Origin of the sequence: Streptomyces sp. NPDC023838 (genome assembly GCF_040639555.1) — a bacterium.
Lineage (GTDB): Bacteria > Actinomycetota > Actinomycetes > Streptomycetales > Streptomycetaceae > Streptomyces.
On record NZ_JBFAAD010000026.1, the window covers coordinates 94,208 to 120,567 of the forward strand.

Genomic DNA, 26,360 nt, shown 5'->3' on the forward strand with positions numbered 1-26,360 from the left:
TTCAGCGGGTGGTGGCTCCACGTCTGGTGGTTCAGCGGCTGGTGTCGAGGATGACGCGCGCGACCAGCGCGGGGTCGTCGTTCATCGGGACGTGGCCGCAGCCGGGCAGCCGCACCAGCCGGGCGCCGGGGAGGGTGTGCTTGGCACGGATCCCCTGACGGCGCATCAGCAGCCGGTCCTTGGCGCCCCAGGCGACGGTGACCGGAACTCCGGCCACGTCGTCGGTGAACCGGACATCGACCCCGGCGGCCAGGGTCTCGTCGAAGCCGGTGGCGTTGCGCAGCGCGAGCGTCTCGGAGACGACGGCCTTGGGTGAACGGCGCCCGGGGCGCGCGTAGATGGTGCTCGTGAGCGCCGCACGCCCGGCCGCGCTCCGGGACATCCGCTCGATGGTCGGCAGCGGCAGCAGCTTCGCCCCTCGCCGCATCGCGGTCAGCGTCGCGAAGGCGTACCGTCGCTCCGCCTGGTTCCAGAACCCGGCGGGGGAGAGGGCGGTCACCGACCGTACGAGCTTCTCGCGCCCCAGCCCCAGGGCCAGCAGACCGCCCAGGGAGTTGCCCGCCACGTGCGGTCGCTCGACGCCCAGCTCCTCGCAGAGCGCGCCCAGCATCGGCACGACCGTCGACAGGTCGTACGAGAGGCCGTCGGGCAGCGCCGGGGACTCGCCGAATCCGGGCAGGTCCACGGCTATGACGTCCCGTTCGGCGGCCAGTAGGTCGAACACCGGGTCCCAGGCCTGGCGGTGGTGGCCGATGCCGTGCAGCAGGAGCAGCGGCTCGCCGGAACCGGCCCGTTGGTAGGAGACGGTGACGGTGCGGCTGCCCCGGGGGGAGCCGATCGTGAAGGAGACCTCTTCGGCCATGCTGCTGCTCCCGGTCGTGGACGGACGGCGCCGCGCGGGCGGCGGTGGGCACCCTGCTGGGCATCCGGTAGACACTCTGTCAGCAACAATTACCCTTCGGTAGCTTGGAGTTCAAGAGGCGGGTCCCGGACACCGCGCGCGGGGCGAAGAATCGAACAACGCGAGGTGCGCCTTCTGGACAGCCGGTTGTCGGTCGGCTGGGATGGGGCGGTGACTGCCCCCACCGCCGCCGAGGTCTTCGAAGACCACAGGTCCGTCCTCACGGGCGTGGCCTACCGCATGCTGGGCCGCGTGACCGACGCCGAGGACGTGGTGCAGGAGGCATGGCTGCGCTGGTCGGTGCAGGACCGCGGCGACGTGCGCGACCCGCGGGCGTTCCTCGTACGGATCACGACGCGGCTCGCCATTGACCGCCTCAGACAGATCCAGGCGCGGCGCGAAGCCTATGTCGGGCCCTGGCTGCCCGAGCTGATCTCGACCGATTTCGGGCCCGTCGTACCGGATACCGTCGAACAGGCCATGCTGGCCGATTCCGTCTCGCTCGCCGTCCTGGTGGTCCTCGAATCCCTTTCGCCGCTGGAGCGGGCGGTATTCGTCCTGCGTGAGGCGTTCGGCTTCCCGTTCGCGGAGATCGCGGCCACCCTCGACCGTTCGGAGCCCGCCGTGCGCCAGCTCGCCGGGCGCGCCCGGCGCCATGTCGACGAGCGCAAGCCGCGCTACGACGTCGACCCCGCCCACCGCCGCGACCTCACCGAGCGTTTCATGGCCGCCGCGGGCGGCGGCGACCTGGACTCCATGCTCTCCCTGCTCGCTCCCGACGTACGTTTCATCGGCGACAGCGGCGGCAAGTCCAAGGCCCCGACGCGGATCATCGAATCCGCCGACAAGGTCGGACGCTTCCTGTACGCGGTGTCGCGGGAGGGCGGGCCCGAGGGTGACTTCCGCGTCACGGAGATCAACGGCGGCCCCGCGGTGCTGGTCCTCTACGACGGCAAGCCGGACAGCGTGCTGCAGCTCGACGTCCTGGACGGCCGTATCCGCTGCGTCTATGTCGTACGGAACCCGGACAAACTGACCGCACTTGTCGCAGACGAGCGCGAAAGGTATGGGAAGCGCGGGCAGCGCGAGGGGTACCTGGACCAGTCGCCCTGTTAGGCCCAACTGCCCCAGCAGTCGCTGCCCCGCGCCGGATCCGGGCGCGGGGCGCTTTGCTGCGCCCCGCTCACGGGACCGCGAACGTCGTGTGAACGCTCTGGGGCAGGGGTCGGATTCGTTCCGTAACGGAACGAGGATTGGTCTTGACCAAGGGGGTGTGCCGCCCTATGGTCGCAGAGTTAGTGCAGGAACCTTTAATAAACAAAGGCGCAGAAAAGCCGCCGGGGCACGGCGATTGCGGAGGACAGGGTGGGGACCACGCAGCTGGAAACGGTGCCGGAGCCGAAGTACTGGCACCTCAAGACCGTGCTGAGCGAGGCGCTCGACTCGGACTTCGCGGTGGGAGAGATCCTGCCCAACGAGCGTGAACTGGCCGCCCGTTTCGGCGTCGCGCGCGCCACGCTCCGCCAGGCTCTGGAGCAGCTCGAACTCGAAGGCAGGCTGCAGCGCCGCCGTGGCGTCGGCACGACCGTCGCCCCGCCGCGCGTGGGCGTCTCTGTCGGCGCAGAGCAGCACGACTGGCCCGGCACCGCCGCTGACGCCTGGCAGGCGGTCGACTGCGCCGTCGGCACGCCGCCGCTCGCGGTGGCCCGGCTCTTCGACACCGAGCCGCTCGAAGAGGTGCACACCGTCCGCCGGATCCGCACCACGCACGGCCAGCCCGTCGCCGCCGAGCTCCTGTACGTACCGGCGTCCTCGGTGCCCGAGCTCACCGCGATCGACGCGCCGTCCGGACCGGCACGCGCGCGCAGCGTGCTGCGCGAGCTCCAGCGTCTCGACCTGGAGGGCCAGGACCGCGCGGTCGAGCTCGGTTCGGCCCGCGCGGACGACGCGAAGGAGCTCGACCGGCTGCCGGGCGCGCCCGTCCTCGTCGTGACCACGCGCTACTTCTCGCTCGGCCGGACCGTCGCCGTCTCGGTGGCGACCTACCGCGCCGACACCTGCCGCCTCACCTTCGGCGACTCGGGTGACGTGCAGATCAGCGACGACGGCCACCGCCAGGCGTCCTGACCCTGCCCGACCTGTTCTTCGCTCTTCGATACGGCCCGCCGCACGGTTCGCGGCGGGCCGTCCGTCGTAGGGGCGGGGGTAGGCGCGACGCGGGTCGGGGTGGTACGACGCCGGTTGGGTTGGCGCGACGCCGGTCGGGTTGGTACGACGCGGGCGCGGGATCCCGGTCATCGCGGGCCGGGCGCGGCCTTGGTGCGTCGCCCGGGTCGGCGCGAGGGCGCGGCCCAGCTGTGCCCCTCGGGCCCGGGGCAGCGCCTCCGTGCCAGCCGGCCCGCGTGCCCGCCCCCTCAGCGGCGAGCCGTCACCGTGCCCTCGACCGCGAACAGCTGCTCCTCGACATGGTCGAGGGCGAGGCGCAGCGCACCGGTCGCCACCGCCGCCTCGCCGAGCAGCGAGAGGGTCACGCGCGGCGGCCGCAGGCAGTACCGCGCCAGCTCCTGGCGCAAGGGATCGAGTACGCCGTCGATCCCCGCCGCCCAGCCTCCGACGACCACCAGCTCCGGATCGAGCGCCAGCACCAGGGCCGCCACATCGTGGACCAACCGCTGGATGAACCGCTCGACCGCCTCCTGGGCACCGCTGTCACCCCGCTTGGCCAGCGCGAACACATCGGCGACCGCCTGCTCGTCCAGCGGGTGCAACGGCTCCCCGGTCGTCGACAGCAGCTTCTCCGGCGTCACGTCGCGGCCCAGCAGATGCAGCGCGCCGATCTCGCCGGCCGCCCCGCCGAAGCCCCGGTGCAGCCGCCCGCCTATCAGCGACCCGGCTCCCGGGCTCAGCCCGGCCAGTACGAAGACGATGTCGTCGGAGTCGGTCGCCGCGCCCTTCCAGTGCTCGGCCACCGCCGCCGCGTTGGCATCGTTCTCCACCAGCACCGGGCAGCGGAAGGACCGCCGCAGCCGCTCGCCGAGGGGCAGACCGGTCCACTCGGGCAGCGCCGTCCCCAACCGCACGGTGCCGTCGGCCTCCACGATGCCGGGGCTGCCGACGCCGACCGCTCGCAGCGAGCTCCGCGCCACCCCGGCCCGCCGCAGCAGATCGGCCACCGTCGCTCTGACCTTCTCCAGGCGCTCATCGGCGGAGGCCGTCTCCGACACCTCGCGCGACCCGGCGCCCACGATCCGTCCGTCGAGCCCGGACAGCAGCGCCGCCACCCGGTGCGGGCCGATCTCGATGCCCAGCAGATGGCCCGCCTCGGCCCGGAATCTGAACCGGCGCGCGGGGCGCCCCTGACGGCGCGCCTCGCCCTCCTCGGGAGCCGACTCGACGACGAGTCCGCCCTCCATGAGGCCCTCGACCACACCCTCGACCGTCGGCCTCGACAGACCGGTGATCCGGGTCAGATCGGTCAGAGTGGGGGATTCCGCCCCACGCAGCGCATGGAGAACCACCGCGGAATTGATCCGCCGCAGCAGAGAGGGATCCCCGCCGGTCAGCCGCCCCAACGTGTGTCCTCCCAGCTCGTACGCGTGTCTGCCGGATCGTACTCGCTGGTCAGGTATACGGCGAGTGGCGGACGGTCACGGAGGCGCATCAGCTCGGAGCCACGAATCCCGACTCGTACGCCGCGATCACCGCCTGGGTCCGGTCCCGGGCGCCCAACTTGGCCAGGATCGCGCTGACATGGGTCTTCACCGTCTCGGTGCCGACGATCAGCCGGGCGGCGATCTCCGCGTTGGAGAGCCCGCGAGCCATCAGCCGCAGAACGGCCGCCTCACGCTCGGTCAGCGCTGCCTTGTCCAGCGCCGCCCGGGCGTCCCGGTTGCCGTACTCGGCCGCGAGCGAACGGACCGCGGCCGGGAACAGCAGCGATTCGCCCTCCGCGACGAGCCGCACCGCGTGCACGATCTCGGCGGGGCGGGCCCGCTTCAGCAGAAACCCGTCGGCACCGGCCCGCAGCGCCTCGTACACGTACTCGTCGTTCTCGAACGTCGTCACCACCAGGATCTTCGGCGGATCCTGCACCGTGCGCAGCACCGCCCGAGTGGCCTCTATCCCGTCGAGCAACGGCATCCGCACATCCATCGCCACCACATCGGGGCGCAGCTGGCGCACCAGTGGGATGACGGCGGCGCCGTCGGCGGCCTCACCCACCACTTCGATGTCGGGCTGGGCCTCCAGTACGGCACGCAGACCCGCACGGACCAGGGGTTCGTCGTCGACGAGAAGAACGGTAACCGGCATCCGGTCAGCGTAGGCCGTCCAGCGGCAGCCGGACGCGCACCCTCCATTCCCCCTCGTGCGGACCCGACCGGGCCTCGCCGCCCAGCAGCGCCGCCCTTTCGCGTATGCCGCGCAGGCCGCTGCCACCCTGCACCCTCGGTAGGGAACCCGGCAGCGGGTTCGTCACATCGAGTTCCAACCGCTCTCCCATCACGGCTATCCGCACCCGCACGGGCACCGATCCCGAGTGCCGCAGCACATTGGTCAGCGCCTCCTGAAGGATCCGGTACCCCTCCCGGGAGACCGGGCCCGGCACCGACGCCAGCGGGCCGCTGAACTCGGACTCCACCCTCGCCCCCGACGCCCGCGCCGATTCGAGCAGCCGGTCGGCCTCGTCGAGCGTCGGCCGCTTCCCCACCGGCCCGCCGCTCTCGCGCAGGACGAGCAGAACGCGCTCCAGGTCGTCCAGCGCCGTCCGGCCGGTCTCCTCGATCGCGGCCAGCGCCCGGGCGGTGAACGCCGGGTCACCCGCCGCACGGGCAGCGCCGGCCTGCACCACGGCGACGGTCAGCGCGTGCCCGATCGAGTCGTGGATCTCGCGGGCGATCCGATTGCGTTCGAGCAGCCGCTCCGTCCGCTCCTCCAGCGCGGTCAGCCGCTCCTCCTTCGACGGGCCGAGCAGCCGCCGGGCGAGGGAGGCGTCCAGCTCTCCGACGGCCGCGACACAGACGAGCATGAGGACCACGGGCACCGGAGCCAGTAGCCACCACCACCAGTGCGGTGCCGTGTCGCGCAGGACGGGGATCTCGCTCGCCCCGTGCCCCAAGGGAGCGGTCAGCAGCTCGTAGGTGGTCACGGGGAGCCACACCGATATCACCATGGTCGCCAGCGCGAGCCCCAGACGGATCTCCAGCCACACGACCGTCCGCCACCGCTCGCCCCAACTCGCTGACGGCGCCGCGGAGACCGTCGCGTCGTGCCGCCCCCGCTCCTTGGGCACGACGAGCAACTGGACCTGCATTCCCTCGGCCAGGCGCACGGCCGGTATCAGCCCTATCAACAGCAGGGCGAGAAACGGGACATAAGGCTTTTCCATATCAATGAACAGCCAAATGCCGTACACCGCAACGGGCATCGACAGATGCAGCCATCGCGTGTACGTCACGGAGCGGCCCAGCGGGCGGAGAAAGCGGAACATGTCGCCATCGTGCCAGCGTCCGGATCACCGCGGCTCCCCCGCACGGGGGAGACGGTCCCCACGCACGGGGGAGGCCCGGGACCTGCCGCGACGGCGAATGTTGAGACATGACCAGCATCGACGTCCAAGAGCTCACCAAGGAGTACGGAACCACCCGCGCCGTGGACCGCCTGACATTCAGCGTGCGGCCCGGCCAGGTCACCGGCTTCCTCGGCCCCAACGGCGCCGGCAAGTCCACCACCATGCGGCTCGTCCTGGGCCTGGACCGGCCGACGTCGGGCACCGCCACCATCGGCGGGCGCCCGTACGCGGAATACGACGAGCCGCTGCGCCACGTCGGCGCGCTCCTCGACGCCCAGGCCGCACACGGCTCGCGCACCGCACGGAACCATCTGCGCGCCCTCGCCGCCAGCAATCGAATACCGGCCCGACGGGTCGACGACGTGCTGGAAGCGGCGGGCATCGCCCGTGTCGCGAGCCGACGCATCAAGACCTTCTCCCTCGGTATGCGCCAGCGGCTCGGAATCGCCGCGGCCCTGCTCGGCGACCCCTCGGTGCTGATCCTCGACGAGCCCTCCAACGGCCTCGACCCGGAAGGGATCATCTGGATAAGGGAGTTGATGCGTGACCTGGCGCGACAGGGCCGAGCCGTCCTGGTCTCCAGCCATCTCATGAACGAGACCGCCTCGTTCGCCGATCACCTGGTCGTCCTCGGCCGTGGACGGCTACTGGCGGACACGCCCATGCAGGACTTCATCGACTCGCGCATCCAGCCGAGAGTGCGTCTGCGGACCACCGAAGGCACCCGCCTGCGCACCCTGCTGACCTCCCGGGGCTTTGTCCCCGTCCAAGGTGAGGACGGCCGGTGGATCGTCGAGGGCGCACGGGTCGAGGACGTGGGACCGATCGCCGCGGCGGACGGCATCCCGATCCTGGAACTCGCGACCGAGGAGGCGACGCTGGAGCAGGCCTATCTCGACCTCACGGCAGACGAGGCGGAGTTCGCATCCGTTTCGTCGGACAGCACCGACAGCCCCAACCCTCCCGCTTCTTCCCGCCAGTCAACCCATTCTGACCATGATGACCGTTCTGGATGTTCTGGCCGTTCTGGCCGTTCGACCATCGACCAGGAGGTATAGGCCGTGTCGTTCCCCGCAGTTCTCCACGCCGAGTGGATCAAGGTCCGCTCGCTGCGGTCTCTCGTCGGCTCGCTGATATCGGTGTTCCTGGCGACAGCCGGACTGACCATTCTGGTCTGCGCCACGCTGGGACGCCCGGAGCCCGACAGCACCGACTTCGAGCCCATCCTGTTCTCGTACTACGGCCTGAACTTCGGGCAGATGGCGGCGCTCACCTTCGGGGCGATAGCGATGGCGGCGGAGTACAAGAACGGGGGGATACGCGTCTCGCTCGGCGCCGTGCCCAACCGGGGGCTGTTCTACGGGGCGAAGCTGGCCGTGATCGGCGGTCTTGTCTTCGTCGTCGGGCTCGTCACCAGTCTGACCTCGTTCCTGTCCGGCCAGGCGCTCATGGACAAGGGGTTCGGCATAGGCATCGGTGATCCCGGGGCACTTCGCGCGGTGGTCGGCTGTGCCTTCTACCTTGCCCTGCTCAGCCTGCTGGCTGCGGGCCTCGGGGCCCTGTTGCGCAGTGTCACCGGCGCCATGAGCCTGCTCGTACCGCTGTTCCTGATCGTGCCCTTCGTGGTCGGGGACGTATCGCAGGGCGGCAGTGCCGCGGACTTCCTGCCGGACCGGGCCGGTCAGCAGATCCTGCTGCTCCACCCGGAAGGGCCGCTGACGGCCTGGACCGGCATGGCGGTGCTCGCGGCGTGGAGCGGGCTGGCCGTGGTGGCGGGCTGGTGGGCGCTGCGGCGGCGGGACGCTTGAGAGGCCAATTGTCAGTGGCGGCGGGTTTACTGACTGCATGACCACCGCACGGCATCTCGAAGTCATCGACCTGCTGCGCGTCCGCGACTTCCCCGCGGAGCGCGGCAGGTCGGGGGCGACCACCAGCGGACCCGGCTACCACCTCGTGGAGCTCGCCACCAGCGAGGACTTCTGGGACGACGACGGCAGCAGACGTGTCGAAGTGCAGGAGCAGTACGAGGCGGAGTGCGAGGCCCTGGCCATGCTGCTGAGCCAGCGGTGGGGCGCGGCACAGATGTTCAGCCTCTGGAGCCTGTTGACCCGGGGCATGGAAGGAGAGGAGATAGCCGAGCCGTGGGGCGACCTGAGCAACAGCGTCCCCTACCTCCACCTCTGGCGGACGGACGGCCGCTGGGTCGCCGTCGGGGTCTCGCAGTGGGACACGGAACTGGAGTTCCAGCTGATGGCGGTGGTGACGGAGGTCGATCCGCCATAGGCGGCGAGTGCGAGCCTGCCGGGTGACGGGCAGGCGGCCAGGCGTGGCGTAACGTCCTGGTGCGTCGCCGTCTCTTGCCGGCGGGTGAGGAGATCGTGATGACGTACGCAGTGGCGGATCTGGGTGGCGGTACGACGGAAGTGTCCGTCGTGGCGGACGGCGTGGTGCAGATGACCGGCTACGCGGGCGGTGGTGAGGCGTCGGTCGGCGAGTTCACCCCCGCACAGGCCCGGGAGCTGGCGGCCGCGCTGGTGCGGGCGGCGGACGAAGCGGAGAACCTGGCGCCGAGCGAGCCCGTGTCGGTCAGGGCGCAGGACCTGCGTCGGGGGGACGTAAGGGACGGCGACCGCTCGATGACCGTGGACCGGGTCAAGGTGGAAGTGGCGATCTCGACGGCGCACGTCACCTGGAAGTCGGACGCGGGCCGCACCTGGACGCAGAGCTACGCCATGGACACGGACATCCGTCTGCGCAGGCGGGGGCCGACAGCAGCGGGGTGATGAGGAGCTGTTCCGGGGTGCCGTTGTTCCGGACTGGCGTTGCTCCCCGGTTGCCCGGTTGCCCCGTGGCCAGATCGGCGGGCAGGCAGACCGCCGGGCAGGTAGATCGCTGGGCAGCCAGATAGCCGGACCGTCGGGCGTCAGGCGGGGTTCGGGTTGGCGTCGGCTTCCGCTGCTGCTCGGAGTCGGCCGTATTCCTCGGCCATCGTCTGGGCCGTCCAGTGGGCGTTGAGGCCACTGGGGTTGGGGAGGGCCCAGACGCGGGTGTCGCCGATGGTGCGGGTCTGGGGGCCTATCCGGGCCTTGCGGTCGTCGAAGGCGGTGCGGTAGGCGGTGACGCCGACCACGGCGAGATAGCGCGGGCGGAGTTGTTCGACCTTGGCGGTGAGGATGCGGCCGCCCTCGCGGAACTCCTCGGCGCTCAGCTCGTCGGCTCGGGCGGTGGCGCGGGCGACGACGTTGGTGATGCCGAGGCCGTAGGTGAGCAACTCGTTCTGTTCCCAGGGCTTCAGCAGGCGCGGGGTGAAGCCCGAGAGGTGCAGCACCGGCCAGAACCGGTTGCCCGGGCGGGCGAAGTGGTGGCCCGTGGCGCCGGACATCAGGCTCGGGTTGATGCCGCAGAAGAGCACGGAGAGACCGCCCGCGGCCACGTCGGGGATGACGGTGTCGCGGGCGGCCTGGAGCTCCTCGGGAGTCATCGGGAAGACCCGTGGGAGGGGGTGGGCGCGGTCAGAGGATCGAGCCGGGGGTGTACGCGGCGGCGGACGGGTGCTGCTTGACGATCTCCTCGATGCGGGAGACCAGAACGGCGACCTGGTCGCCCGCGGCGCCGGTGAAGGACAGCTTGTCGGCCATCAGGGCGTCGAGCTGGGCGCGGTCTAGCGGCATGCGGTCGTCGGCGGCCAGCTTGTCGAGGAGTTCGTTGCGTTCGGCACCCTGCTCACGCATGGCCAGCGCGGACGCGACGGCGTGCTCCTTGATGACCTCGTGCGCGGCCTCGCGGCCGACCCCGGCGCGTACCGCCGCCATCAGCACCTTGGTGGTGGCGAGGAACGGCAGGTAACGGTCCAGCTCGCGGGCCACGACGGCGGGGAAGGCGCCGAACTCGTCGAGCACGGTGAGGAAGGTCTCGAGCAGGCCGTCGAAGGCGAAGAACGCGTCGGGCAGCGCCACGCGGCGGACGACCGAGCAGGAGACGTCGCCCTCGTTCCACTGGTCGCCGGCGAGCTCGCCGGTCATCGAGGCGTAGCCGCGCAGGATGACCATCAGGCCGTTGACGCGCTCGCAGGAGCGGGTGTTCATCTTGTGCGGCATCGCGGACGAGCCGACCTGGCCGGGCTTGAAGCCCTCGGTCACCAGCTCGTGTCCGGCCATCAGTCGGATCGTCTTGGCGACCGAGGAGGGCGCGGCGGCGAGCTGCACCAGGGCGGTCACGACGTCGTAGTCGAGCGAGCGGGGGTAGACCTGGCCGACGGAGGTGAAGGCGTGGGCGAAGCCGAGGTGTCCGGCGATGCGCTGTTCGAGCTCGGCGAGCTTGGTGGCGTCGCCGCCGAGCAGGTCGAGCATGTCCTGGGCGGTGCCGACCGGGCCCTTGATGCCGCGCAGCGGGTAGCGCGCGAGCAGTTCCTCCAGGCGGCCGTAGGCGACGAGCAGCTCGTCGGCGGCGGTGGCGAAGCGCTTGCCCAGGGTGGTGGCCTGCGCGGCGACGTTGTGCGAGCGGCCCGCCATGACCAGCTCCGCGTACTCGCCGGAGAGCTTGCCGAGCCGGGCGAGGACCGCGACGGTCCGGTCGCGCATCAGCTCCAGGGAGAGCCGGATCTGGAGCTGCTCGACGTTCTCGGTCAGGTCGCGGGAGGTCATGCCCTTGTGGACCTGCTCGTGCCCGGCGAGGGCGTTGAACTCCTCGATCCGCGCCTTCACATCGTGGCGGGTGACCTTCTCGCGCTCGGCGATCGACGCGAGGTCGACCTGGTCGAGTACGCGCTCGTAGTCGGTGAGGGCGGCGTCCGGCACCTCGATCCCGAGGTCCTTCTGCGCGCGCAGCACGGCGAGCCAGAGCTGACGCTCCAGCTTCACCTTCTGCTCGGGGGACCAGAGGACGGCCAGCTCCGTGGAGGCGTAGCGGCCGGCCAGGACATTGGGGATGCGAGGCTTCGCAGACACAGCAGTCACGTGTCCAGATTCTACTGGCGATTTCTGCAGGCCAGCGCCCCGGTCTGGTTTGTGGCTTGCTACGAGAGCGCGGTCACGTCGCCGGACGCCGTGCTCGGGCCCCGGTCCGCCGGTGGGGACGTGTCGTACGGGAGGAGTTCCGGGCGTTTCGCCGGGCGGCCGTCGCCCGAGGACCTGCCGGTGAGGCGGCGGCCGATCCACGGGGCGAGGTGCTGCCGGGCGAACCGCGCGTCGGCCACCCGGCGCGTCGCCCAGCGCGGCTGCGGCCCGTACGGCAGCGGGGCCAGCCAGTCGTCCTCGGCCGGGAGTCCGAGCTTCTGCCAGACCGCCTCGGCCACCCGGCGGTGCCCCTCGCCGGTCAGATGGAGCCGGTCGACGTCCCACAGGCGCGGATCTCCGAGCACGGCAGCGCCGTACAGGTCGACGACGACCGCGTCGTGCTTGGCGGCGAGGTCTTCGATGTGGGAGAAGAGCTCTTCCATACGGGGGCGGAAGCGTTCCATCACCGGGCCTTTGCGGCCGGGGCTGCGCATCAGGACGAGTCGGCCGCAGGACGGCGCCAGCTTTTCGACGGCCTCGGTGAGGAGTCCGCGCACCCTGCCCATGTCGCACTTGGGCCGCAGGGCGTCGTTGAGCCCGCCCACCAGGGTCACCACGTCCGCGCGCATCTCAGCCGCGGGCTCGACCTGCTCCTCGACGATCTGGCCGATGAGCTTTCCGCGTACGGCGAGATTGGCGTAACGGAAGCCGGGGGTGCGGGCGGCGAGCCGGGCGGCGAGCAGATCCGCCCAGCCGCGGTAGGAGCCGTCGGGCAGGAGGTCGGACATGCCCTCGGTAAAGGAATCGCCGAGTGCGACAAAGCTTGTGTAGCTGGCATTCATCTCCATGGCGGAGTGATCGTACCGCGCGGTAGTGTCACGCGGTCCGGGTGGCGACGGCGAGGGGAAGCGGATGAGCGAGGCGCTCGAACAGGCGCTGGCGGAGGCGTTGGCGGGGCTGGTCGTCGCCGTGGACACCTGCGCGGACGACGTGCTCGACCCCGATACCGCGGTGAAGTGGCTGGAGGGGAGCGCGTACGTCCTGGACCGGCTCGCTCCCGCCGATCGGCGCCGGCTGGCCGCGCTGTTCCGGGCGGCGGCGCTGCGCGAACCGCCCGGGCCCTGGCGCGACGACCTCCTCAAGGTCGGGGACGGCTTCGGGCTCGACGAGGACCAGCACGAGCTGTACTGCGACGCGATCGAGGCGCACGTGCGGCGGTTCGTCGAGACCGTGCGGGACGCCGACCCCGCGACCGAGGTGCCCACGTGCCCGGGCTGGACCCTCGCCGACCTCACCCGCCACCACGGCACCACGCACCACTGGACCGCCCATCTCGTACGCCACCGGGTCAGCGAGCGCGTCTGGGCGCGGGACGTGCCGCTGGAGCTGCCGGACGAGGAGAAGGACTGTCCGGAGTGGCTGGCGGCCGCGGCCGAGGAGTCGCTGAGGGCGCTGCGCTCGGCCGACCCCGAGACCCCGATGTGGTCGCCCGGCGCCGACCAGCACGTCCGTTTCTTCGCCCGGCACCTGCTCTTCGAGGCCGTGGTGCACCTCGCGGACGCCGAGCTGGCGCTGGGGCGTACGCCGCGTATCGAGGCCTGTACGGCGGCCGACGGCATCGAGGAGTTCCTGGAGAACCGGCCGTTCTTCGGACGGCCCGCGGAGTCCGTCGCGGCGCCCGCCCGTGACGGCGCATCCCTGCGGCTGCACGCCACCGACACGGGCGCCGCCTGGACGGTGGTCCTCGGCGGCGGAAGCGGCGATGGCAACGGCTTCCGTTGGGAGAACGCCGCACGCGGCGCCGGCGGGTCCGCCGCGCCGGAGGGCGACGCCACCGTCACCGTCGAGGGCGCGGTGGGCGACCTGCTGCTGCTCGTGTACGGGCGCAGGGCGCCCGGCGACGAGGAGTTCGCGGTCACGGGCGAGCGTGAGGTACTCGAAGCGTGGCTGGCGGCGACGGCACTCTGACCCCTCCGCCCCCACCTGCCGCGCGTCCCTACAGGCGGCGTTCACCGCGGCCATGGCGCGCCGTGCAGGCGAAAGCGGCCGATCCATGTCTCCCGGGACCTGTCGGCGCGGTGCGTTCCGCGGTATGCCAGGAACACCTCAACTCCCCTTGTATCCAGTTCACTTGTGTACTCAGATCGTTGTGTACTCAGATCACTTACGTATCCATACACGTGACCCCGCACGAGAGAGCGAGCGTTCCATGTTCACCAAAGCCTTCTGGAAGGCCACTGCCGAGCGGGCCATCCGGACGTTCGCCCAGTCGCTCGCGGCGGTCCTGACGGCCGGGGCGACCAACCTGTTCGACGTGGACTGGAAGGCGGCGCTCGCCACCGCGGGCCTGGCCACGCTGCTCTCCGTGCTGATGGCCATCGGCTCGTCGGGCCTGGGGCGACCGGGCCCGGGCCTCACCGAGACCACGGCACCCGACGCCCCCGCCAAGCCGGCGCCCATCCCGGGAACCGAAAGCGCCGCCAAGCCCGTTGTATAGGCGGCGCCCCCGCCGCCCCGGGCGCCCGCTCTCCGTCCGCCCAGGGCGCCCCGCGCGTCCGTCCTACGCCGTGTCCGGTCTGCCGACCAGCTCGCGCAGGACGTCCTCCATCGTCACCAGCCCCGCCAGCCGTCCGTCCTCGTCGAGCACCGCCGCGAGGTGCGTACGGCTGCGGCGCATGGCGGTCAGTACGTCGTCGAGCGGTGTCGCGGTCCGGACCCGGGCGATCGGCCACAGGGCCGTCACCGGGAACGGCACGTCGCGCGGCATCGCGTCGAGCGCGTCCTTGACGTGCAGATAGCCGAGGATGCGGTTGCCCGCGTCCACGACCGGGAAGCGGGAGAAGCCCGACAGGGCGGCGAGCCGCTCCAGCTCCTCCGGGGTCGTGCCGACCGGCGTGTGCACGACCTTCTCCAGCGGGACGACCACGTCCCGTACGGGACGCCGCCCCAGCTCCAGGGCGTCGTGCAAGCGCTCGGCGGCACGGCCGTCGAGCAGCCCGGCGTCGCCCGCGTCCCGGACCATCCGGGCCAGCTCGTCGTCGGAGAACGTCGCCGCGACCTCGTTCTTCGTCTCCACCCGCAACAGCTTGAGCAGGGTGTTGGCGAAGGCGTTGATCGCGAAGATCACCGGGCGCAGCGCCCGGGCGAGCGTCACCAGCGGCGGGCCGAGCAGCAGCGCGGTCCTGGCCGGCTCGGCCAGCGCGATGTTCTTCGGCACCATCTCGCCGAGCAGCATGTGGAGATAGGTGGCGAGCGCCAGCGCGATGAAGAAGGAGACCGGGCGAGCCGCGCTGTCGGGCACCCCGACCAGGTGGAACACCGGCTCCAGGAGATGCTCGATGGCGGGCTCTGCGACCACACCGAGCACCAGGGTGCACAGCGTGATGCCCAGCTGCGCCGCCGCCATCAGCGCGGAGACGTGTTCGAGCCCCCAGATCACGCTGCGGGCACGGCGGTTGCCCTGATCGGCGAGCGGCTCGATCTGGCTGCGGCGGACGGAGATCAGCGCGAACTCGGCGCCGACGAAGAAGGCGTTGACGACCAGCGTCGCCAGACCGATCAGCAGTTGGACGACGGTCATCGGCCGGCTCCCTTGTCGTCCTGCCCGGCCCCGTCGTCCGGCTGCCTGTCGCTGTCCGGCCGCCCGTCGTCGTCGCGACGACGGTGGCGGTCGCGGAGCTGGTGGCGGAGGTGGTGGCGATGGCCGCCCCGCCCGTCCCGGCGGCGACGGGAGCCACCGCCCTCGTCCGCCCCGTCGTCCTCCCCGTCCCCGCGCAGCGGCGCGTGCAGCAGGACGCGGGCGGCGCGGCGGCCGGACGCGTCGACGACGTCGAGCCGCCAGCCGCCCAGCTCCACGCTGTCGCCGCGGGCCGGGATCCGGCCGAGCCCGGTGGCGAGCAGGCCCGCCAGCGTCTCGTACGGGCCCTCGGGGACGCGCAGCCCGATGGCCTCCAGCTGGTCGGTGCGGGCGGCGCCGTCGGCCGAGTAGAGCGCGCGCCCGTCGGCGTCCTCGCCCGCCCGGGCCAGGTCGGACGTCTCGTGCGGGTCGTGCTCGTCCCGCACCTCGCCGACGACCTCCTCGATGATGTCCTCCATGGTGACGACCCCGGCCGTACCGCCGTACTCGTCGATGACCACGGCCATGGTCCGCCGCCCGTACAACTGGTCCAGCAGCCGGTCCACGGTCAGCGTCTCCGGTACGAGCAGCGGCTCGCGCAGCAGCTCGGTGACCGGGTGGCGCAGCCGCTGTTCGGCGGGGATGGCGAGGACGTCCTTGATGTGGGCGATGCCGACGACGGTGTCGAGGCTGCCCCGGTAGACGGGGAAGCGGGACAGGCCCGTCGCCCGCGTGGCGTTCGCGACGTCCTCCGCGGTGGCGTGCACCTCCAGCGCGGTGACCTGCACCCGGGGCGTCATCACGTTCTCGGCGTCGAGCTCCGCCAGGTTGAGCGTACGGACGAAGAGCTCGGCGGTGTCCGCTTCGAGGGCGCCCTCCTTGGCGGAGTGGCGGGCCAGGGCGACCAGCTCCTGCGGGCTGCGGGCGGAGGCCAGCTCCTCGGCGGGCTCCAGGCCCAGGCGGCGCACCATGTGGTTGGCGGTGTTGTTGAGGTGGCTGATGAAGGGGCGGAAGGCCGAGCTGAAGACGCGCTGCGGCGTGGCGACGACCTTCGCCACCGCCAGGGGCGAGGAGATGGCCCAGTTCTTCGGGACGAGCTCGCCGACCACCATCAGGAAGACGGTCGACAGGGCCGTGCCGAGGACCAGCGCCACCGAGCCGGCGGCGGAGCCGGACAGGCCGAGCGAGCCGAGGGGGCCGCTGAGCAGCTTGGCGATCGATGGCTCGGCGAGCATGCCGATCACCAGATTGGTGACGGTGATGCCGAGCTGCGCCCCGGAGAGCTGGAAGGTGAGGCTGCGGACGGCTTTGAGGGCGCCGCTCGCGCCGCGCTCGCCGCGTTCGACGGCCCGCTCCAGCTCGCCGCGCTCCACGGTGGTGAGGGAGAATTCGGCCGCCACGAAGGCCCCGCAGGCCAGCGACAGCAGCATGGCCACCACGAGCAGAAGCACTTCGGTCATCGGTTCACCTCCGTCCCATGATCGGGCAGGGGCAGGAGGATCGCGCGATGTCGTGTACCGGTACGGGGACGGGTACTGGGAGGCTCGCCCATGGGCGGACGCTCACACCTTTCAGTCGTGGGTGGGTTCACCCATGGTAAAGCACTGGCAAAATGACGGTTCGGGGAGGCCCCGAGCGTCACGAAATCACCAGGTCAACGCCGTGCAACGCACAGGCAAGACCCCCGCAGTGCACGGCCAACACCCCCGCGCAGCGCCAGGCCAACACCCCGCAACCACTCGGCCCGCCCCCTACTCGTGCGCGATCGCCGCCAGCACGTTCATCCGCGACGCGCGCAGCGCCGGGAGCAGCGCCGCCAGCAGGCCCACGGCCGCCGCGCCCACCGCGACCGCGATCACCGTGGACCAGGGCACGGCGAACGCCTTGAGGCCCTGGAGCGCGAGCACCTGCTGGATGCCCACGCCCCACACCATGCCGAGGACGAGTCCGAGGAGCGCCCCGAACACCGCGATCACCACCGACTCCAGCCGGATCATGCGCCGCAGCTGGACCCGCGAGAGCCCGATGGCCCGCAGCAGCCCGATCTCGCGGGTGCGCTCCACCACCGACAGGGCCAGGGTGTTGACCACGCCGAGCACCGCGATGACGATCGCCAGGCCCAGCAGCGCGTACACCAGGTAGAGCATCACCGCGATCTGGTCGCGGATCAGCTTCTTGTAGTCCGCCTGGTCCCTCACCTGCACCTGCGGATACGGATCCAGCGTCTTCTCCAGCGCGGCGCGCAGCTCGCCCGCGCTGGTGCCGCCGCTCGCGTTGACGTACACCGCCGCGTCCTGGCCGCCCGGAAGATAGCGCTCCACGGTGGCCAGACCCATGAACACCCCGCCCTCCACGCCGAAGCCGCCCGAGGTGTCCATGTCGGTCAGGGCGGCCACCCGCAGCCGCGCTCTGCCGCCGGTGGCGAAGGTGACGGGCAGGGTGTCGCCGAGGCGGACGCGGTGGTCGTGCGCGTACGTACGGTCCATCGCCAGGTTGCCGGGGGTGAGCGCCTCGGCCGAACCGCCCGCCGTATAGACGACATGGGCGACGTCGTCGAGCTGGGGGTCGTAGCCGGACGCGGTCGTCTCGCGGGTCTTTCCGTCGGGCAGCGTCAGCCGCAGCGGCGCGAACCGCTGGCGGACGACGGTCTCCGTCCCCTTCACCGCGCGCACCTTGTCGGTGATCTCCTGCGGGAACGGCTGGAAGTTGCCGTTCTGCACGACGAAGTCGGCGCCCAGCGTCTTGTCGATCTGCTGGTCGAACGACTTGGTCATGGAGGCGCTGGCCACCGAGAGCCCGGCCACCAGGGCGATGCCCACCATCAGGGCGGAGGCGGTAGCGCCCGTACGGCGCGGGTTGCGCAGCGCGTTGCGCTGGCTCATCCGGCCCACCGGGCCGTACAGGCGGGGGAAGGCGGCGCCCAGCACCCGGATCACCGGGCGGACCAGGAGCGGCCCGGCCACCACGGTCGCGATCAGCGTGAGCACCACGCCGAGCCCGAGCAGCGAGGAGGCGGTCGCGGTCCTCGTGGACGTGACGCACCCCGTCAGCGCGGCCGCGCCCGCCACCGTCAGCACCGCGCCCACCACGGCCCGCACCCGCAACGGCCGCCCCACGCCCTGGACTTCGGCGTCCGCCAGCGCCGCCATCGGGGAGACCCTGGCGGCCCGGCGCGCGGGCAGATACGCGGCGACGAACGTCACGCCGACGCCCACCGCGTACGCCGCCACCGGCGTCCCCCAGCCGATCACCATCTCGGCGGTGCTGAGCTTCATCCCGAACGCGCCCATGAGCGCCATCAGTCCGGCGGCCAGCCCGATCCCGGCGCCGAGGCCGAGCGTGGAGCCGACCAGGCCGAGCAGCAGCGCTTCGAGCAGCACCGACCGGCGCACCTGCCGCCGGTCCGCGCCGAGCGCCCGCAACAGGCCGAGTTCGCGGGTGCGTTGGGCGATCAGCATGGAGAAGGTGTTGACGATCAGGAAAATGCCCACGAGCGTGGCGACGCCGGCAAATCCCAACATCACATACTTGATGACATCGAGGAATCCGCCCAGCTCGTCGGCGGCCGACTTGGCCTGCTGGGCGGCCGTCTTGATCTCGTACGAGCCGCCGACGGCCGCCGTGACGCGCTGCTTGAGCACCTCGTCCGACACGCCGGCGGCCGCGTCCACCGAGATGGCGGTGGCGGCGTCCGCCTTGCCCAGGAGCCGGGTCTGCGCGGTCGGGGTGTCCAGGAACAGCAGCGCCGCACCGGGGTTGGTGGTGGTGAAGGTGGCGATGCCGACGACCTCGACCTTGAAGGAACCGGGCTGGGCGAGCACGGTGAGCCGGTCCCCGACGCGGACGTGCTTCTTGTCGGCGGTGTCCTTGTCCAGCAGCGCCTCGCCGGGGCCGTGCGGCTCGTGGCCGCTGGTCAGCTTCACCGGACTGCGGTCGGTGACGTACCAGTTGGTGGCGATGGTCGGGGCACCGGTGGTCGGGCCGACCGACTCGTTGGCGCTGTCGACGACGGTGATGTTCTGGACGGCCGCGTCGACGTGTGTGGCGGCCACGCCGTCGACGCCCGCGATCCGCGCGGCGAGCGAGGCTGGGACCGTACGGGTCACCCCGGACGGCACCCGCTCGTCGAGCCCCTTGGGCGGCCCGACCGTCACGTCGGCGGACGTCGAGGCGAAGAGCCGGTCGAAGGTACGGGCCACGGTGTCGGAGAAGATCAGTGAACCGGCGACGAACGCCACCGAGAGGATCACCGCGAGCGCGGACAGCAGCAGCCGTCCCTTGTGGGCGAGGAAGCTGCGCAGGGTCGCCTTCAGCACGGCCGCTCAGCCCTTGCGCAGCGGGTCGAAGCCGGGGGTGTCGTCGTCCTCGACGTCGCCCGGGGAACGGTCGCCGTCCGGGGAACGCTCGCCGTCCGGGGAACGCTCGCCGTCCGGGGAACGGTCGCCGTCCGGAGAACGGTCGTCGCCCGGCGCATGGCCGAGGCCGGGGGAGCGGGCGTCGTCCCGGGAACTGGCGCCTTCCGGGGAGCGGGCGTCGTCCCGGGAGCGGTCGTCCTCCGCGGTGGCTGCCTCCGTTCCGGCGCCGCCGGAGAAGAGCCGCAGCCGGTCCAGGACCGCCTCCGCCGTGGGCCGGGGCATCTCGTCGACGATCCGCCCGTCGGCCAGGAACAGCACCAGGTCGGCTCGGCCCGCCGCGACCGGGTCGTGGGTGACCATGACCACCGTCTGCCCCAGCCGGTCCACCGCCTCCCGCAGGAACGTGAGCACCTCGGCCCCGGCCCGCGAGTCGAGGTTGCCGGTCGGCTCGTCCGCGAAGATCAGTTCCGGGCGGGACGCCAGCGCCCGCGCGCACGCCACCCGCTGCTGCTGGCCGCCGGAGAGCTGGGCGGGCCGGTGCCGCAGCCGGTCGCGCAGCCCGAGCGTGTCGATGACCTGTTCCAGCCACTCCTGGTCGGGCTTGCGCCCGGCGATGTCCATCGGCAGCGTGATGTTCTCGGCGGCGGTGAGCGTCGGCAGCAGGTTGAAGGACTGGAACATGAAGCCGATCCGGTCCCGCCGCAGCCTCGTCAGCTCGCGCTCCTTGAGCCCGGTGATCTCGGTGTCGCCGAGCCACACCTGGCCGGCCGAGACCGAGTCGAGCCCGGCCAGACAGTGCATCAGGGTGGACTTGCCCGACCCCGACGGGCCCATGACCGCGGTGAACCGGCCGCGCGCGATGTCCACGTCGACCGAGTCGAGCGCCAGGACGGTCGTCTCGCCCGTGCCGTACGCCTTGGTCAGCGCCCGGGCCCGCGCGGCGGCCCCTTCCGTTGCCGCTGTGGCCGCTGCAGCTGTGGACAAGGCCGCCTCCCGGGTCGTTGCGTCATGGCTGAACCGACTCCCGTACGGCATACGAGGGTAGAGGCGCGGACCGGCCGGGGCCATCCGGCGGAGGCAGGAGATCCACCTCAGGAAGAGATCCCCCCCATCCGGACCTGGAAGAGATCCCCCAGACCTGGAGGGGACCAGCCGGGCAGGGACCAGCCGGGCAGGGACCAGCCGCGCAGGGATCAGCCGGGCAGGGACCAGCCGGGCAGGGTCAGTCGGCGTCCGGGCGGCGTGCCGTGCCGAGCACATGCGGCGACGCCGGGTGCCGCGGCCCCTTCTCGGGCACCCGCAGCCGCCGGAACCCGACCATCTCGAAGCCCGCCGCCTCGATCGCCGCCACCGGGTCGCGCGAGGTGTGGCAGCCGCCGAGGAGCAGCGGCCACAGGGTCCGGTCCACCGCGCGCTGGACTGCCGCGAGGGCCCGGCCCTCGGCCCGCACGTGCTCGTAGAACCGCAGCTCGCCGCCGGGACGCAGGACCCGGCGGATCTCGGCCAGCGAACGGTCCACATCGCGTACGGAACACAGCACCAGCGAGACCACGGCCGCGTCGAACGCCTCGCTCTTGACCGGCAGCGCCTCGGCCGCTCCGGGCACCACGTCGACCGGCACGTCCGCGCGCAGCGCCGCCCGGACGGCCAGAGCGCGCAGCCCGCGCTCGGGCTCGATGGCGACCACCTCGGAGACACCGCCCGGATAGTGCGGGAAGTTGAGGCCGTTGCCCGCGCCGATCTCGATGACCCGGCCGGAGAGCCCGGCCAGCAGCTCGCGGCGGTGTGCGGTGACACCCGCCTTCTGGTCGGTCGTCTCGCTGAACCGGCCGTAGAAGCGGGCGAACAGGGGATGGTGCACGGCGTCCGGGGCGATCTTGGCGCGCTTCTCCATGAGGGAACCCTCCAACGACGGGCGGGAGAACGGGCGGAGCGGACACAGTGATTGTCCCCGCCCCGGCCCCGCGTCACCCGTACGCGGCCCCGTCCCCTCGTGTCGGGGGACGGCCGTCAGCCGCTCACGAAGCAGAACTCGTTCCCCTCCGGGTCGCGCATCACCTGGAACGCCCCCTGGGCGTCCGTCACCGTCGCGCCCACCGGCCGGGCGCCGAGGCGCACCGCGGCGGCCCGGGCGCGGGCCACGTCCTCCACCGCCAGGTCCAGGTGGAGCCGGTTCTTGCCCGCCTTCTCCTCCGGCACCCGCTGGAAGGCGAGCCGCGCGGTGCCGGGTGCGTCGAGGTACGCCCAGCCCGCGTCGCGGACCACCGGCGTCCCGCCGAGCAGCGCCGCCCAGAACCGCGCCAGGCGGTCCGGGGCGGCACAGTCGACGACGATCTGGCGCAGCCGCGCCCGTAAGACCGCCATCACAGACTCCAGACGCCGCCGAGCTCCGGACCCAGCCAACCCGGCGCCGCCGCGCGGAAGTCGGCGCCCGAGAGCTGCCCGGCCCCCTCCGGCACCAGGCCCACCAGCGGCGAGCCGGCGGACTCCGGCAGGTCCGCCAGGTTGCAGCGGGACGCCAGGTCCGGCTCGGCGGGCCAGCTGCCCACCACCACGCCCGCGCACTCAAGGCCCCGGGCCCGCAGCGCCTCGCCGGTCAGCGCCGCCATGTTCAGCGTGCCGAGGCCGGCCGGGGTGACGACCAGGACGGGAGCGCCGAGCAGCCGGGCCACGTCCGCGAGGGTGTTGCCCTCGTCGTCGAGGCGGACCAGGAGCCCGCCCGCGCCCTCCACGAGGACCAGATCGTGCTCGGCGGCCAGCTTCTCGGCCGCCTCGGCGACCTGCTCGGGGCGTACGGCCGCCATCTTGGCCCGCCGTGCGGCCGTGTTGGGGGCCAACGGCTCGGGGAAGCGGGCGAGTTCGGCGCCCGTGATGTCGTCGCCCGCCAGACGCAGCACCTCCGCCACGTCGCCGTGCTCGCCGGGGGCGACCCCGGTCTGGGCCGGCTTGAGGACGGCGACCGTGCGTCCGGCGGCGCGCGCCAGCGCGGCGACTGCCGCGGTGACGACCGTCTTGCCGATCTCCGTCCCCGTACCGCTCACTACCAGAACCGTCATCAGCCCTCCCGAGCCGCAGCGCCCACGGCACGGCAGATGCGCGCCAGGTCCTCGTCGTTCGTCACATACGGCGGCATCGTGTAGACGAGGTCGCGGAACGGGCGCAGCCACACGCCCTCGCGGACCGCCGCCCGGGTCGCCGCCGCCATGTCCACGTCGTGATCGAGCTGGACGACGCCGATGGCGCCGAGGACGCGGACGTCCTTCACTCCGGGCGTCCCCGCCAGCTCGCCCAGTCCCTCGCGCAAGCCCGTCTCCAGGCGCTTGATCTCGCCCTGCCAGTCCTGGGAGAGCAGCAGGTCGATCGAGGCGCAGGCGACCGATGCCGCCAGCGGGTTGCCCATGTAGGTCGGGCCGTGCGCCAGGACCGGGACCTCGCCCGAGGAGATGCCCTCGGCCACCCGGGTGGTGCAGAGCGTCGCGGCCATCGACAGGTAGCCGCCGGTCATCGCCTTGCCCACGCACAGCACGTCGGGGGAGACGGCGGCGTGCTCGGAGGCGAAGAGCGTGCCGGTGCGGCCGAAGCCGGTGGCGATCTCGTCGAACACCAGCAGCACGCCGTGCTCGTCGCACAGCTCGCGCAGCACCCGCAGATAGGCGGGGGAGTGGAACCGCATCCCGCCCGCGTTCTGCACCATCGGCTCGACGATCACCGCCGCCACCTCGTCGGCGTGGCGCGCGATCAGCTCCCGCAGATGGCGTATGTACGCCTCGTCCGGCTCCGCGTCGTACCCGGTGGGCGGCGCGTCCGCGAAGACCTGCTCCGGCAGCCGGCCGGACCACAGCGAGTGCATGCCGCCGTCCGGGTCGCACACCGACATCGGCTGCCAGGTGTCGCCGTGGTAGCCGCCGCGCCAGGTCAGCAGCCGCTGCTTGCGCGGCTGCCCGACCGACTTCCAGTACTGGAGGCACATCTTGATGGCGACCTCGACCGAGACCGAGCCGGAGTCGCTGAGGAAGACGTGCTGGAGCGGCTCGGGGGTGATCTCCACGAGCTTGACGCTGAGCCGGACGGCGGGCTCGTGGGTGAGCCCGCCGAACATCACATGGCTCATCCGGTCCAGCTGGCCGCGCACGGCCTCGTCCAGGACCGGGTGGCGGTAGCCGTGCAGCGCCGACCACCAGGAAGCCATGCCGTCGACCAGCTCGCGCTGCCCGTGCGCCTCCTCGGCGAGCCGCAGCCGGACCCCGGACGCGGACTCCACGACCAGCGGCTCCTGACGGCCCGGCATGGGGCCGTAGGGGTGCCAGACGTGCTGCCGGTCCAGGGCGCGCAGCTCGGCGACGTCGTAACCGGGATCAGGCATTGGGGGCCAGGTCCGTTCCCGCGCCCCGGCGGCGCACCGCCACCAGGTCCGTACGCGCCTCGGAGACCTCGGCCGCGGCGGCGGGCACGCTCTCGGAGCCGCACGGGCCGCAGGCGCCGCCCTCGTGCGAGCCGCAGCCGGCGGAGGCGTGCGAGCCGCAGCCCGCCGCGGCGATCGCGTCGGCGCGGTGCTCGGGCAGCGTGGTGGTGCCCGCGCCCTCCACCTCGAAGCCGGCGTCCGCGATCATCTCCAGGTCGGCCTTGCCCTCCTGGCCCTCACTGGTGAGGTAGTCGCCGAGGAAGATCGAGTTGACCAGGTGGAGGGCGAGCGGCTGCATCGAGCGCAGATGCACCTCGCGGCCGCCCGCGAGCCGTACCTCGACGTCCGGGCAGACGAACCGGACCATCGCGAGGATGCGCAGACAGCGCTGCGGGGTGAGGTTCCACTCCTTGGCGAGCGGGGTGCCCTCGAACGGGATGAGGAAGTTGACCGGCACCGAGTCCGGGTCCAGCTCGCGCAGCGCGAAGACGACGTCGACGAGGTCCTCGTCGCTCTCGCCCATGCCCGCGATCAGCCCGGAGCAGGCGGAGAGCCCGGCCGAGTGCGCCTTCTGCACGGTGTCGACGCGGTCGGCGTAGGTGTGGGTGGTCGTGATGTCCCCATACGTCCCCTCGGACGTGTTGAGGTTGTGGTTGTACGCGTCGGCGCCCGCCGCGCGCAGCCGCTCGGCCTGGCCGTCCGAGAGCAGACCGAGGCAGGCGCACACCTCGACGCCCTCGTTCTGCTCCTTGATCGCCTCGATGGTCTGCGAGACGCGGTCCACGTCGCGGTCGGTCGGGCCGCGCCCGCTGGCCACCAGGCAGACGCGCTTGGCGCCGCCCGCGACACCGGCGGCGGCGGCCTTGGACGCCTCGTCCGGCTTCAGCCAGGTGTACTTGAGGATCTCGGCCTTCGAGCCCAGCCGCTGCGAGCAGTACGAGCAGTCCTCCGGGCACAGCCCGGACTTCAGGTTCACCAGATAGTTCAGCTTCACCCGGCGCCCGAACCACTGGCGGCGCACCTTGCCGGCCGCGGCCACCACGTCGAGCAGTTCCTCGTCGGAGGTCGCCAGTACGGCGAGCGCCTCTTCACGGCTCGGCAGCTCGCGCCGCAGCCCCTTGTCCACCAGCGTGTTCAGCAGGTCCATGGCGCCGATCCTTGCCCAAGACCCCGCTTCCAGCCAAGGAGGGATCGTACAACTGCGCTCCTTGAAGGTGTGTGTATTGCCACACCCTGACCTCGCCCGTGCAGGAATAGGGTCTGTTCGCTGCCTACAAAAGGGATCTTCGCCATGCCCCGAGCGCCATTCGACTGGATCGACGGAGCGACCGAGCGGCGCGAGCGTGCCGGTCTCGTACGGGTGCTGCGGCCGCGCGCCGCCGACCAGGACCTCCTGGACCTGGCGAGCAACGACTACCTCGGGCTCACCCGGCACCCGGCGGTCACCCGGGGCGCCGCCGACGCGGCGCTGCGCTGGGGCGCCGGATCCACCGGATCGCGCCTGGTCACCGGTACCACCGCGCTCCACACCGAGCTGGAGGAGGCGCTCGCCCGGTTCTGCGGCTTCGAGGCGGCGCTCGTCTTCTCCTCCGGGTACGCGGCCAATCTCGCCGCGCTGACCGCCCTCGGCGAGCGGGACACGCTGATCGTCTCCGACGCGGGCAACCACGCCTCGATCGTCGACGGGTGCCGGCTGGCGCGCGCCGGGACCGAGGTGGTCGCGCACGCCGACCCCGAGGCCGTGCGCAAGGCCCTGGACGCGCACGGCGGGCCCGCGCTCATGGTGAGCGACTCGGTCTTCTCGGTGGACGGCGACGCCGCCCCGCTGCCCGAACTCGCCGCCGCCTGCCGCGAGTTCGGGGCGGCGCTGGTGGTGGATGACGCCCACGGCCTCGGGGTCCTGGGCGAGGGCGGCCGGGGCGGGCTGTACGCCGCCGGGCTCGCGGGCGCCGACGACGTGGTGGCCACCCTCACGCTGTCGAAGTCGCTCGGCAGCCAGGGCGGCGCGGTCCTGGGTCCCGCCCGCGTCATCCGGCACCTGGTCAACGCCGCCCGTACGTTCATCTTCGACACCGGGCTCGCACCCGCCGCGGTGGGCGGCGCACTGGCGGCGCTGCGGCTCCTGGAGATCGAGCCGGAGCGGGCGGCCCGGGCCCGGGCCGTGGCGGCCGAGCTGTACGAACGGCTGACGGCGGCGGGGCTGCGGGCGGCGCGGCCGGATGCGGCCGTGGTCTCGGTGCGGGCGCCGTCGCCGGAGCGGGCGGTGGCCTGGGCGGCCGACTGCCGGGGCGCGGGGCTGGCGGTGGGGTGCTTCCGGCCGCCGTCGGTGCCGGACGGCATCTCCAGGCTGCGGCTGACCGCCCGGGCCGATCTGAGCGAGTCCCAGATCCAGTGGGCGGTGGACACGATCCTGCGGACCGCGCCCACCGCCTAGTGACCTGGTTTTGAGGTCGTGGGTCGCCACGTGAGGCGTCTCCTGTTTCAGGTTGCGGTGTTCGCCTGCGGCAGGTCACGCGTTCACGC

The 26,360-nt window shown here is 72.2% G+C and carries 25 protein-coding genes; 9 read left to right on the forward strand and 16 right to left on the reverse strand.

The genetic code is table 11. The features are described from left to right. Positions 1-31 precede the first annotated feature (31 nt). A complete protein-coding gene (locus AB0G17_RS27095; protein ID WP_361388095.1) occupies positions 32-862 on the reverse strand; it encodes an alpha/beta fold hydrolase in 831 nt (276 codons plus the stop codon). Between the two features lie 210 nt (positions 863-1,072). Between AB0G17_RS27095 and sigJ the strand changes: the two genes are divergently transcribed. Beyond that, positions 1,073-2,017 carry an RNA polymerase sigma factor SigJ gene (gene sigJ, locus AB0G17_RS27100; protein WP_361388098.1) on the forward strand — a complete coding sequence of 315 codons (945 nt, stop codon included), beginning with the start codon at positions 1,073-1,075 and terminating at the stop codon, positions 2,015-2,017. A 249-nt stretch (positions 2,018-2,266) separates the two neighbouring features. Then, positions 2,267-3,028: a GntR family transcriptional regulator gene (locus AB0G17_RS27105; RefSeq protein WP_361388101.1), complete on the forward strand. Its 762-nt coding sequence runs from the start codon at positions 2,267-2,269 to the stop codon at positions 3,026-3,028. Positions 3,029-3,315: 287 nt separating this feature from the next. Here the strand turns inward: AB0G17_RS27105 and AB0G17_RS27110 are convergent, their stop codons facing one another. The 3 genes from AB0G17_RS27110 to AB0G17_RS27120 form a co-directional block, all read right to left on the reverse strand. Beyond that, positions 3,316-4,473 (reverse strand): ROK family transcriptional regulator, encoded by a 1,158-nt coding sequence (locus tag AB0G17_RS27110; RefSeq protein WP_361388104.1) that lies wholly within the window; start codon positions 4,471-4,473, stop codon positions 3,316-3,318. A gap of 88 nt (positions 4,474-4,561) precedes the next feature. Then, the gene (locus tag AB0G17_RS27115) at positions 4,562-5,212 is read right to left on the reverse strand and encodes a response regulator transcription factor (RefSeq protein WP_361388107.1); all 651 of its coding nucleotides are present in this window, start codon (positions 5,210-5,212) and stop codon (positions 4,562-4,564) included. A gap of 4 nt (positions 5,213-5,216) precedes the next feature. Then, positions 5,217-6,389: a histidine kinase gene (locus AB0G17_RS27120; RefSeq protein WP_361388110.1), complete on the reverse strand. Its 1,173-nt coding sequence runs from the start codon at positions 6,387-6,389 to the stop codon at positions 5,217-5,219. Positions 6,390-6,496: 107 nt separating this feature from the next. Here AB0G17_RS27120 and AB0G17_RS27125 point away from each other — a divergent pair, with 107 nt between their 5' ends. The 4 genes from AB0G17_RS27125 to AB0G17_RS27140 all read left to right on the forward strand — a co-directional run bounded on the left by AB0G17_RS27125 (position 6,497) and on the right by AB0G17_RS27140 (position 9,253). Then, the gene (locus tag AB0G17_RS27125) at positions 6,497-7,528 is read left to right on the forward strand and encodes an ATP-binding cassette domain-containing protein (RefSeq protein WP_361388113.1); all 1,032 of its coding nucleotides are present in this window, start codon (positions 6,497-6,499) and stop codon (positions 7,526-7,528) included. A 3-nt stretch (positions 7,529-7,531) separates the two neighbouring features. Further along, a complete protein-coding gene (locus AB0G17_RS27130; protein ID WP_361388116.1) occupies positions 7,532-8,278 on the forward strand; it encodes an ABC transporter permease in 747 nt (248 codons plus the stop codon). Positions 8,279-8,315: 37 nt separating this feature from the next. Continuing rightward, on the forward strand, positions 8,316-8,753 hold the full coding sequence (locus AB0G17_RS27135) for a hypothetical protein (RefSeq protein WP_361388119.1): 438 nt from the start codon (positions 8,316-8,318) through the stop codon (positions 8,751-8,753). A 170-nt stretch (positions 8,754-8,923) separates the two neighbouring features. After that, positions 8,924-9,253 (forward strand): hypothetical protein, encoded by a 330-nt coding sequence (locus AB0G17_RS27140; protein WP_361388182.1) that lies wholly within the window; start codon positions 8,924-8,926, stop codon positions 9,251-9,253. A 140-nt stretch (positions 9,254-9,393) separates the two neighbouring features. Here the strand turns inward: AB0G17_RS27140 and mug are convergent, their stop codons facing one another. Genes mug through AB0G17_RS27155 form a run of 3 tightly spaced genes read right to left on the reverse strand, consistent with a single transcriptional unit; the run spans position 9,394 to position 12,312 of the window. Next, entirely contained in the window at positions 9,394-9,951 is a 558-nt protein-coding gene (mug, locus tag AB0G17_RS27145; protein WP_361388122.1) for a G/U mismatch-specific DNA glycosylase, read from the reverse strand. A 31-nt stretch (positions 9,952-9,982) separates the two neighbouring features. Further along, positions 9,983-11,425, reverse strand: a complete 1,443-nt coding sequence (gene purB / locus AB0G17_RS27150; RefSeq protein WP_361388125.1) for an adenylosuccinate lyase — start codon at positions 11,423-11,425, stop codon at positions 9,983-9,985. A gap of 59 nt (positions 11,426-11,484) precedes the next feature. Then, a complete protein-coding gene (locus AB0G17_RS27155; protein ID WP_361388128.1) occupies positions 11,485-12,312 on the reverse strand; it encodes an SGNH/GDSL hydrolase family protein in 828 nt (275 codons plus the stop codon). Between the two features lie 64 nt (positions 12,313-12,376). On the opposite strand from AB0G17_RS27155, the gene AB0G17_RS27160 reads away from it, so the two are divergent. Together AB0G17_RS27160 and AB0G17_RS27165 are read left to right on the forward strand one after the other, a co-directional pair. Next, positions 12,377-13,432, forward strand: coding sequence for a maleylpyruvate isomerase family mycothiol-dependent enzyme (locus AB0G17_RS27160; RefSeq protein ID WP_361388131.1), 1,056 nt, complete (start codon positions 12,377-12,379; stop codon positions 13,430-13,432). A 241-nt stretch (positions 13,433-13,673) separates the two neighbouring features. Next, positions 13,674-13,961, forward strand: a complete 288-nt coding sequence (locus tag AB0G17_RS27165; protein WP_361388134.1) for a holin — start codon at positions 13,674-13,676, stop codon at positions 13,959-13,961. A gap of 63 nt (positions 13,962-14,024) precedes the next feature. Here the strand turns inward: AB0G17_RS27165 and AB0G17_RS27170 are convergent, their stop codons facing one another. The 9 genes from AB0G17_RS27170 to bioB form a co-directional block, all read right to left on the reverse strand. After that, positions 14,025-15,044 (reverse strand): hemolysin family protein, encoded by a 1,020-nt coding sequence (locus AB0G17_RS27170; protein ID WP_361388137.1) that lies wholly within the window; start codon positions 15,042-15,044, stop codon positions 14,025-14,027. Further along, positions 15,041-16,540 carry a hemolysin family protein gene (locus AB0G17_RS27175; protein WP_361388140.1) on the reverse strand — a complete coding sequence of 500 codons (1,500 nt, stop codon included), beginning with the start codon at positions 16,538-16,540 and terminating at the stop codon, positions 15,041-15,043. Before AB0G17_RS27175 ends, AB0G17_RS27170 begins: the two co-directional genes overlap by 4 nt. A 291-nt stretch (positions 16,541-16,831) precedes the next feature. Then, positions 16,832-19,396 (reverse strand): FtsX-like permease family protein, encoded by a 2,565-nt coding sequence (locus AB0G17_RS27180; RefSeq protein WP_361388143.1) that lies wholly within the window; start codon positions 19,394-19,396, stop codon positions 16,832-16,834. 6 nt (positions 19,397-19,402) lie between these two features. After that, positions 19,403-20,419: an ABC transporter ATP-binding protein gene (locus AB0G17_RS27185; RefSeq protein WP_361388146.1), complete on the reverse strand. Its 1,017-nt coding sequence runs from the start codon at positions 20,417-20,419 to the stop codon at positions 19,403-19,405. Positions 20,420-20,657: 238 nt separating this feature from the next. Then, positions 20,658-21,329, reverse strand: a complete 672-nt coding sequence (locus tag AB0G17_RS27190; RefSeq protein WP_361388149.1) for a class I SAM-dependent methyltransferase — start codon at positions 21,327-21,329, stop codon at positions 20,658-20,660. Positions 21,330-21,445: 116 nt separating this feature from the next. Next, positions 21,446-21,799, reverse strand: coding sequence for a VOC family protein (locus AB0G17_RS27195; protein WP_361388152.1), 354 nt, complete (start codon positions 21,797-21,799; stop codon positions 21,446-21,448). Next, on the reverse strand, positions 21,799-22,491 hold the full coding sequence (gene bioD / locus AB0G17_RS27200; protein WP_361388155.1) for a dethiobiotin synthase: 693 nt from the start codon (positions 22,489-22,491) through the stop codon (positions 21,799-21,801). Before bioD ends, AB0G17_RS27195 begins: the two co-directional genes overlap by 1 nt. Beyond that, positions 22,491-23,798 (reverse strand): adenosylmethionine--8-amino-7-oxononanoate transaminase, encoded by a 1,308-nt coding sequence (locus AB0G17_RS27205; protein ID WP_361388158.1) that lies wholly within the window; start codon positions 23,796-23,798, stop codon positions 22,491-22,493. The genes bioD and AB0G17_RS27205 overlap by 1 nt, the downstream gene beginning before the upstream one ends. Then, a complete protein-coding gene (gene bioB, locus AB0G17_RS27210; RefSeq protein WP_361388161.1) occupies positions 23,791-24,984 on the reverse strand; it encodes a biotin synthase BioB in 1,194 nt (397 codons plus the stop codon). The genes AB0G17_RS27205 and bioB overlap by 8 nt, the downstream gene beginning before the upstream one ends. A 144-nt stretch (positions 24,985-25,128) precedes the next feature. On the opposite strand from bioB, the gene AB0G17_RS27215 reads away from it, so the two are divergent. Then, the gene (locus AB0G17_RS27215; RefSeq protein WP_361388164.1) at positions 25,129-26,271 is read left to right on the forward strand and encodes an 8-amino-7-oxononanoate synthase; all 1,143 of its coding nucleotides are present in this window, start codon (positions 25,129-25,131) and stop codon (positions 26,269-26,271) included. Positions 26,272-26,360: the final 89 nt, after the last annotated feature.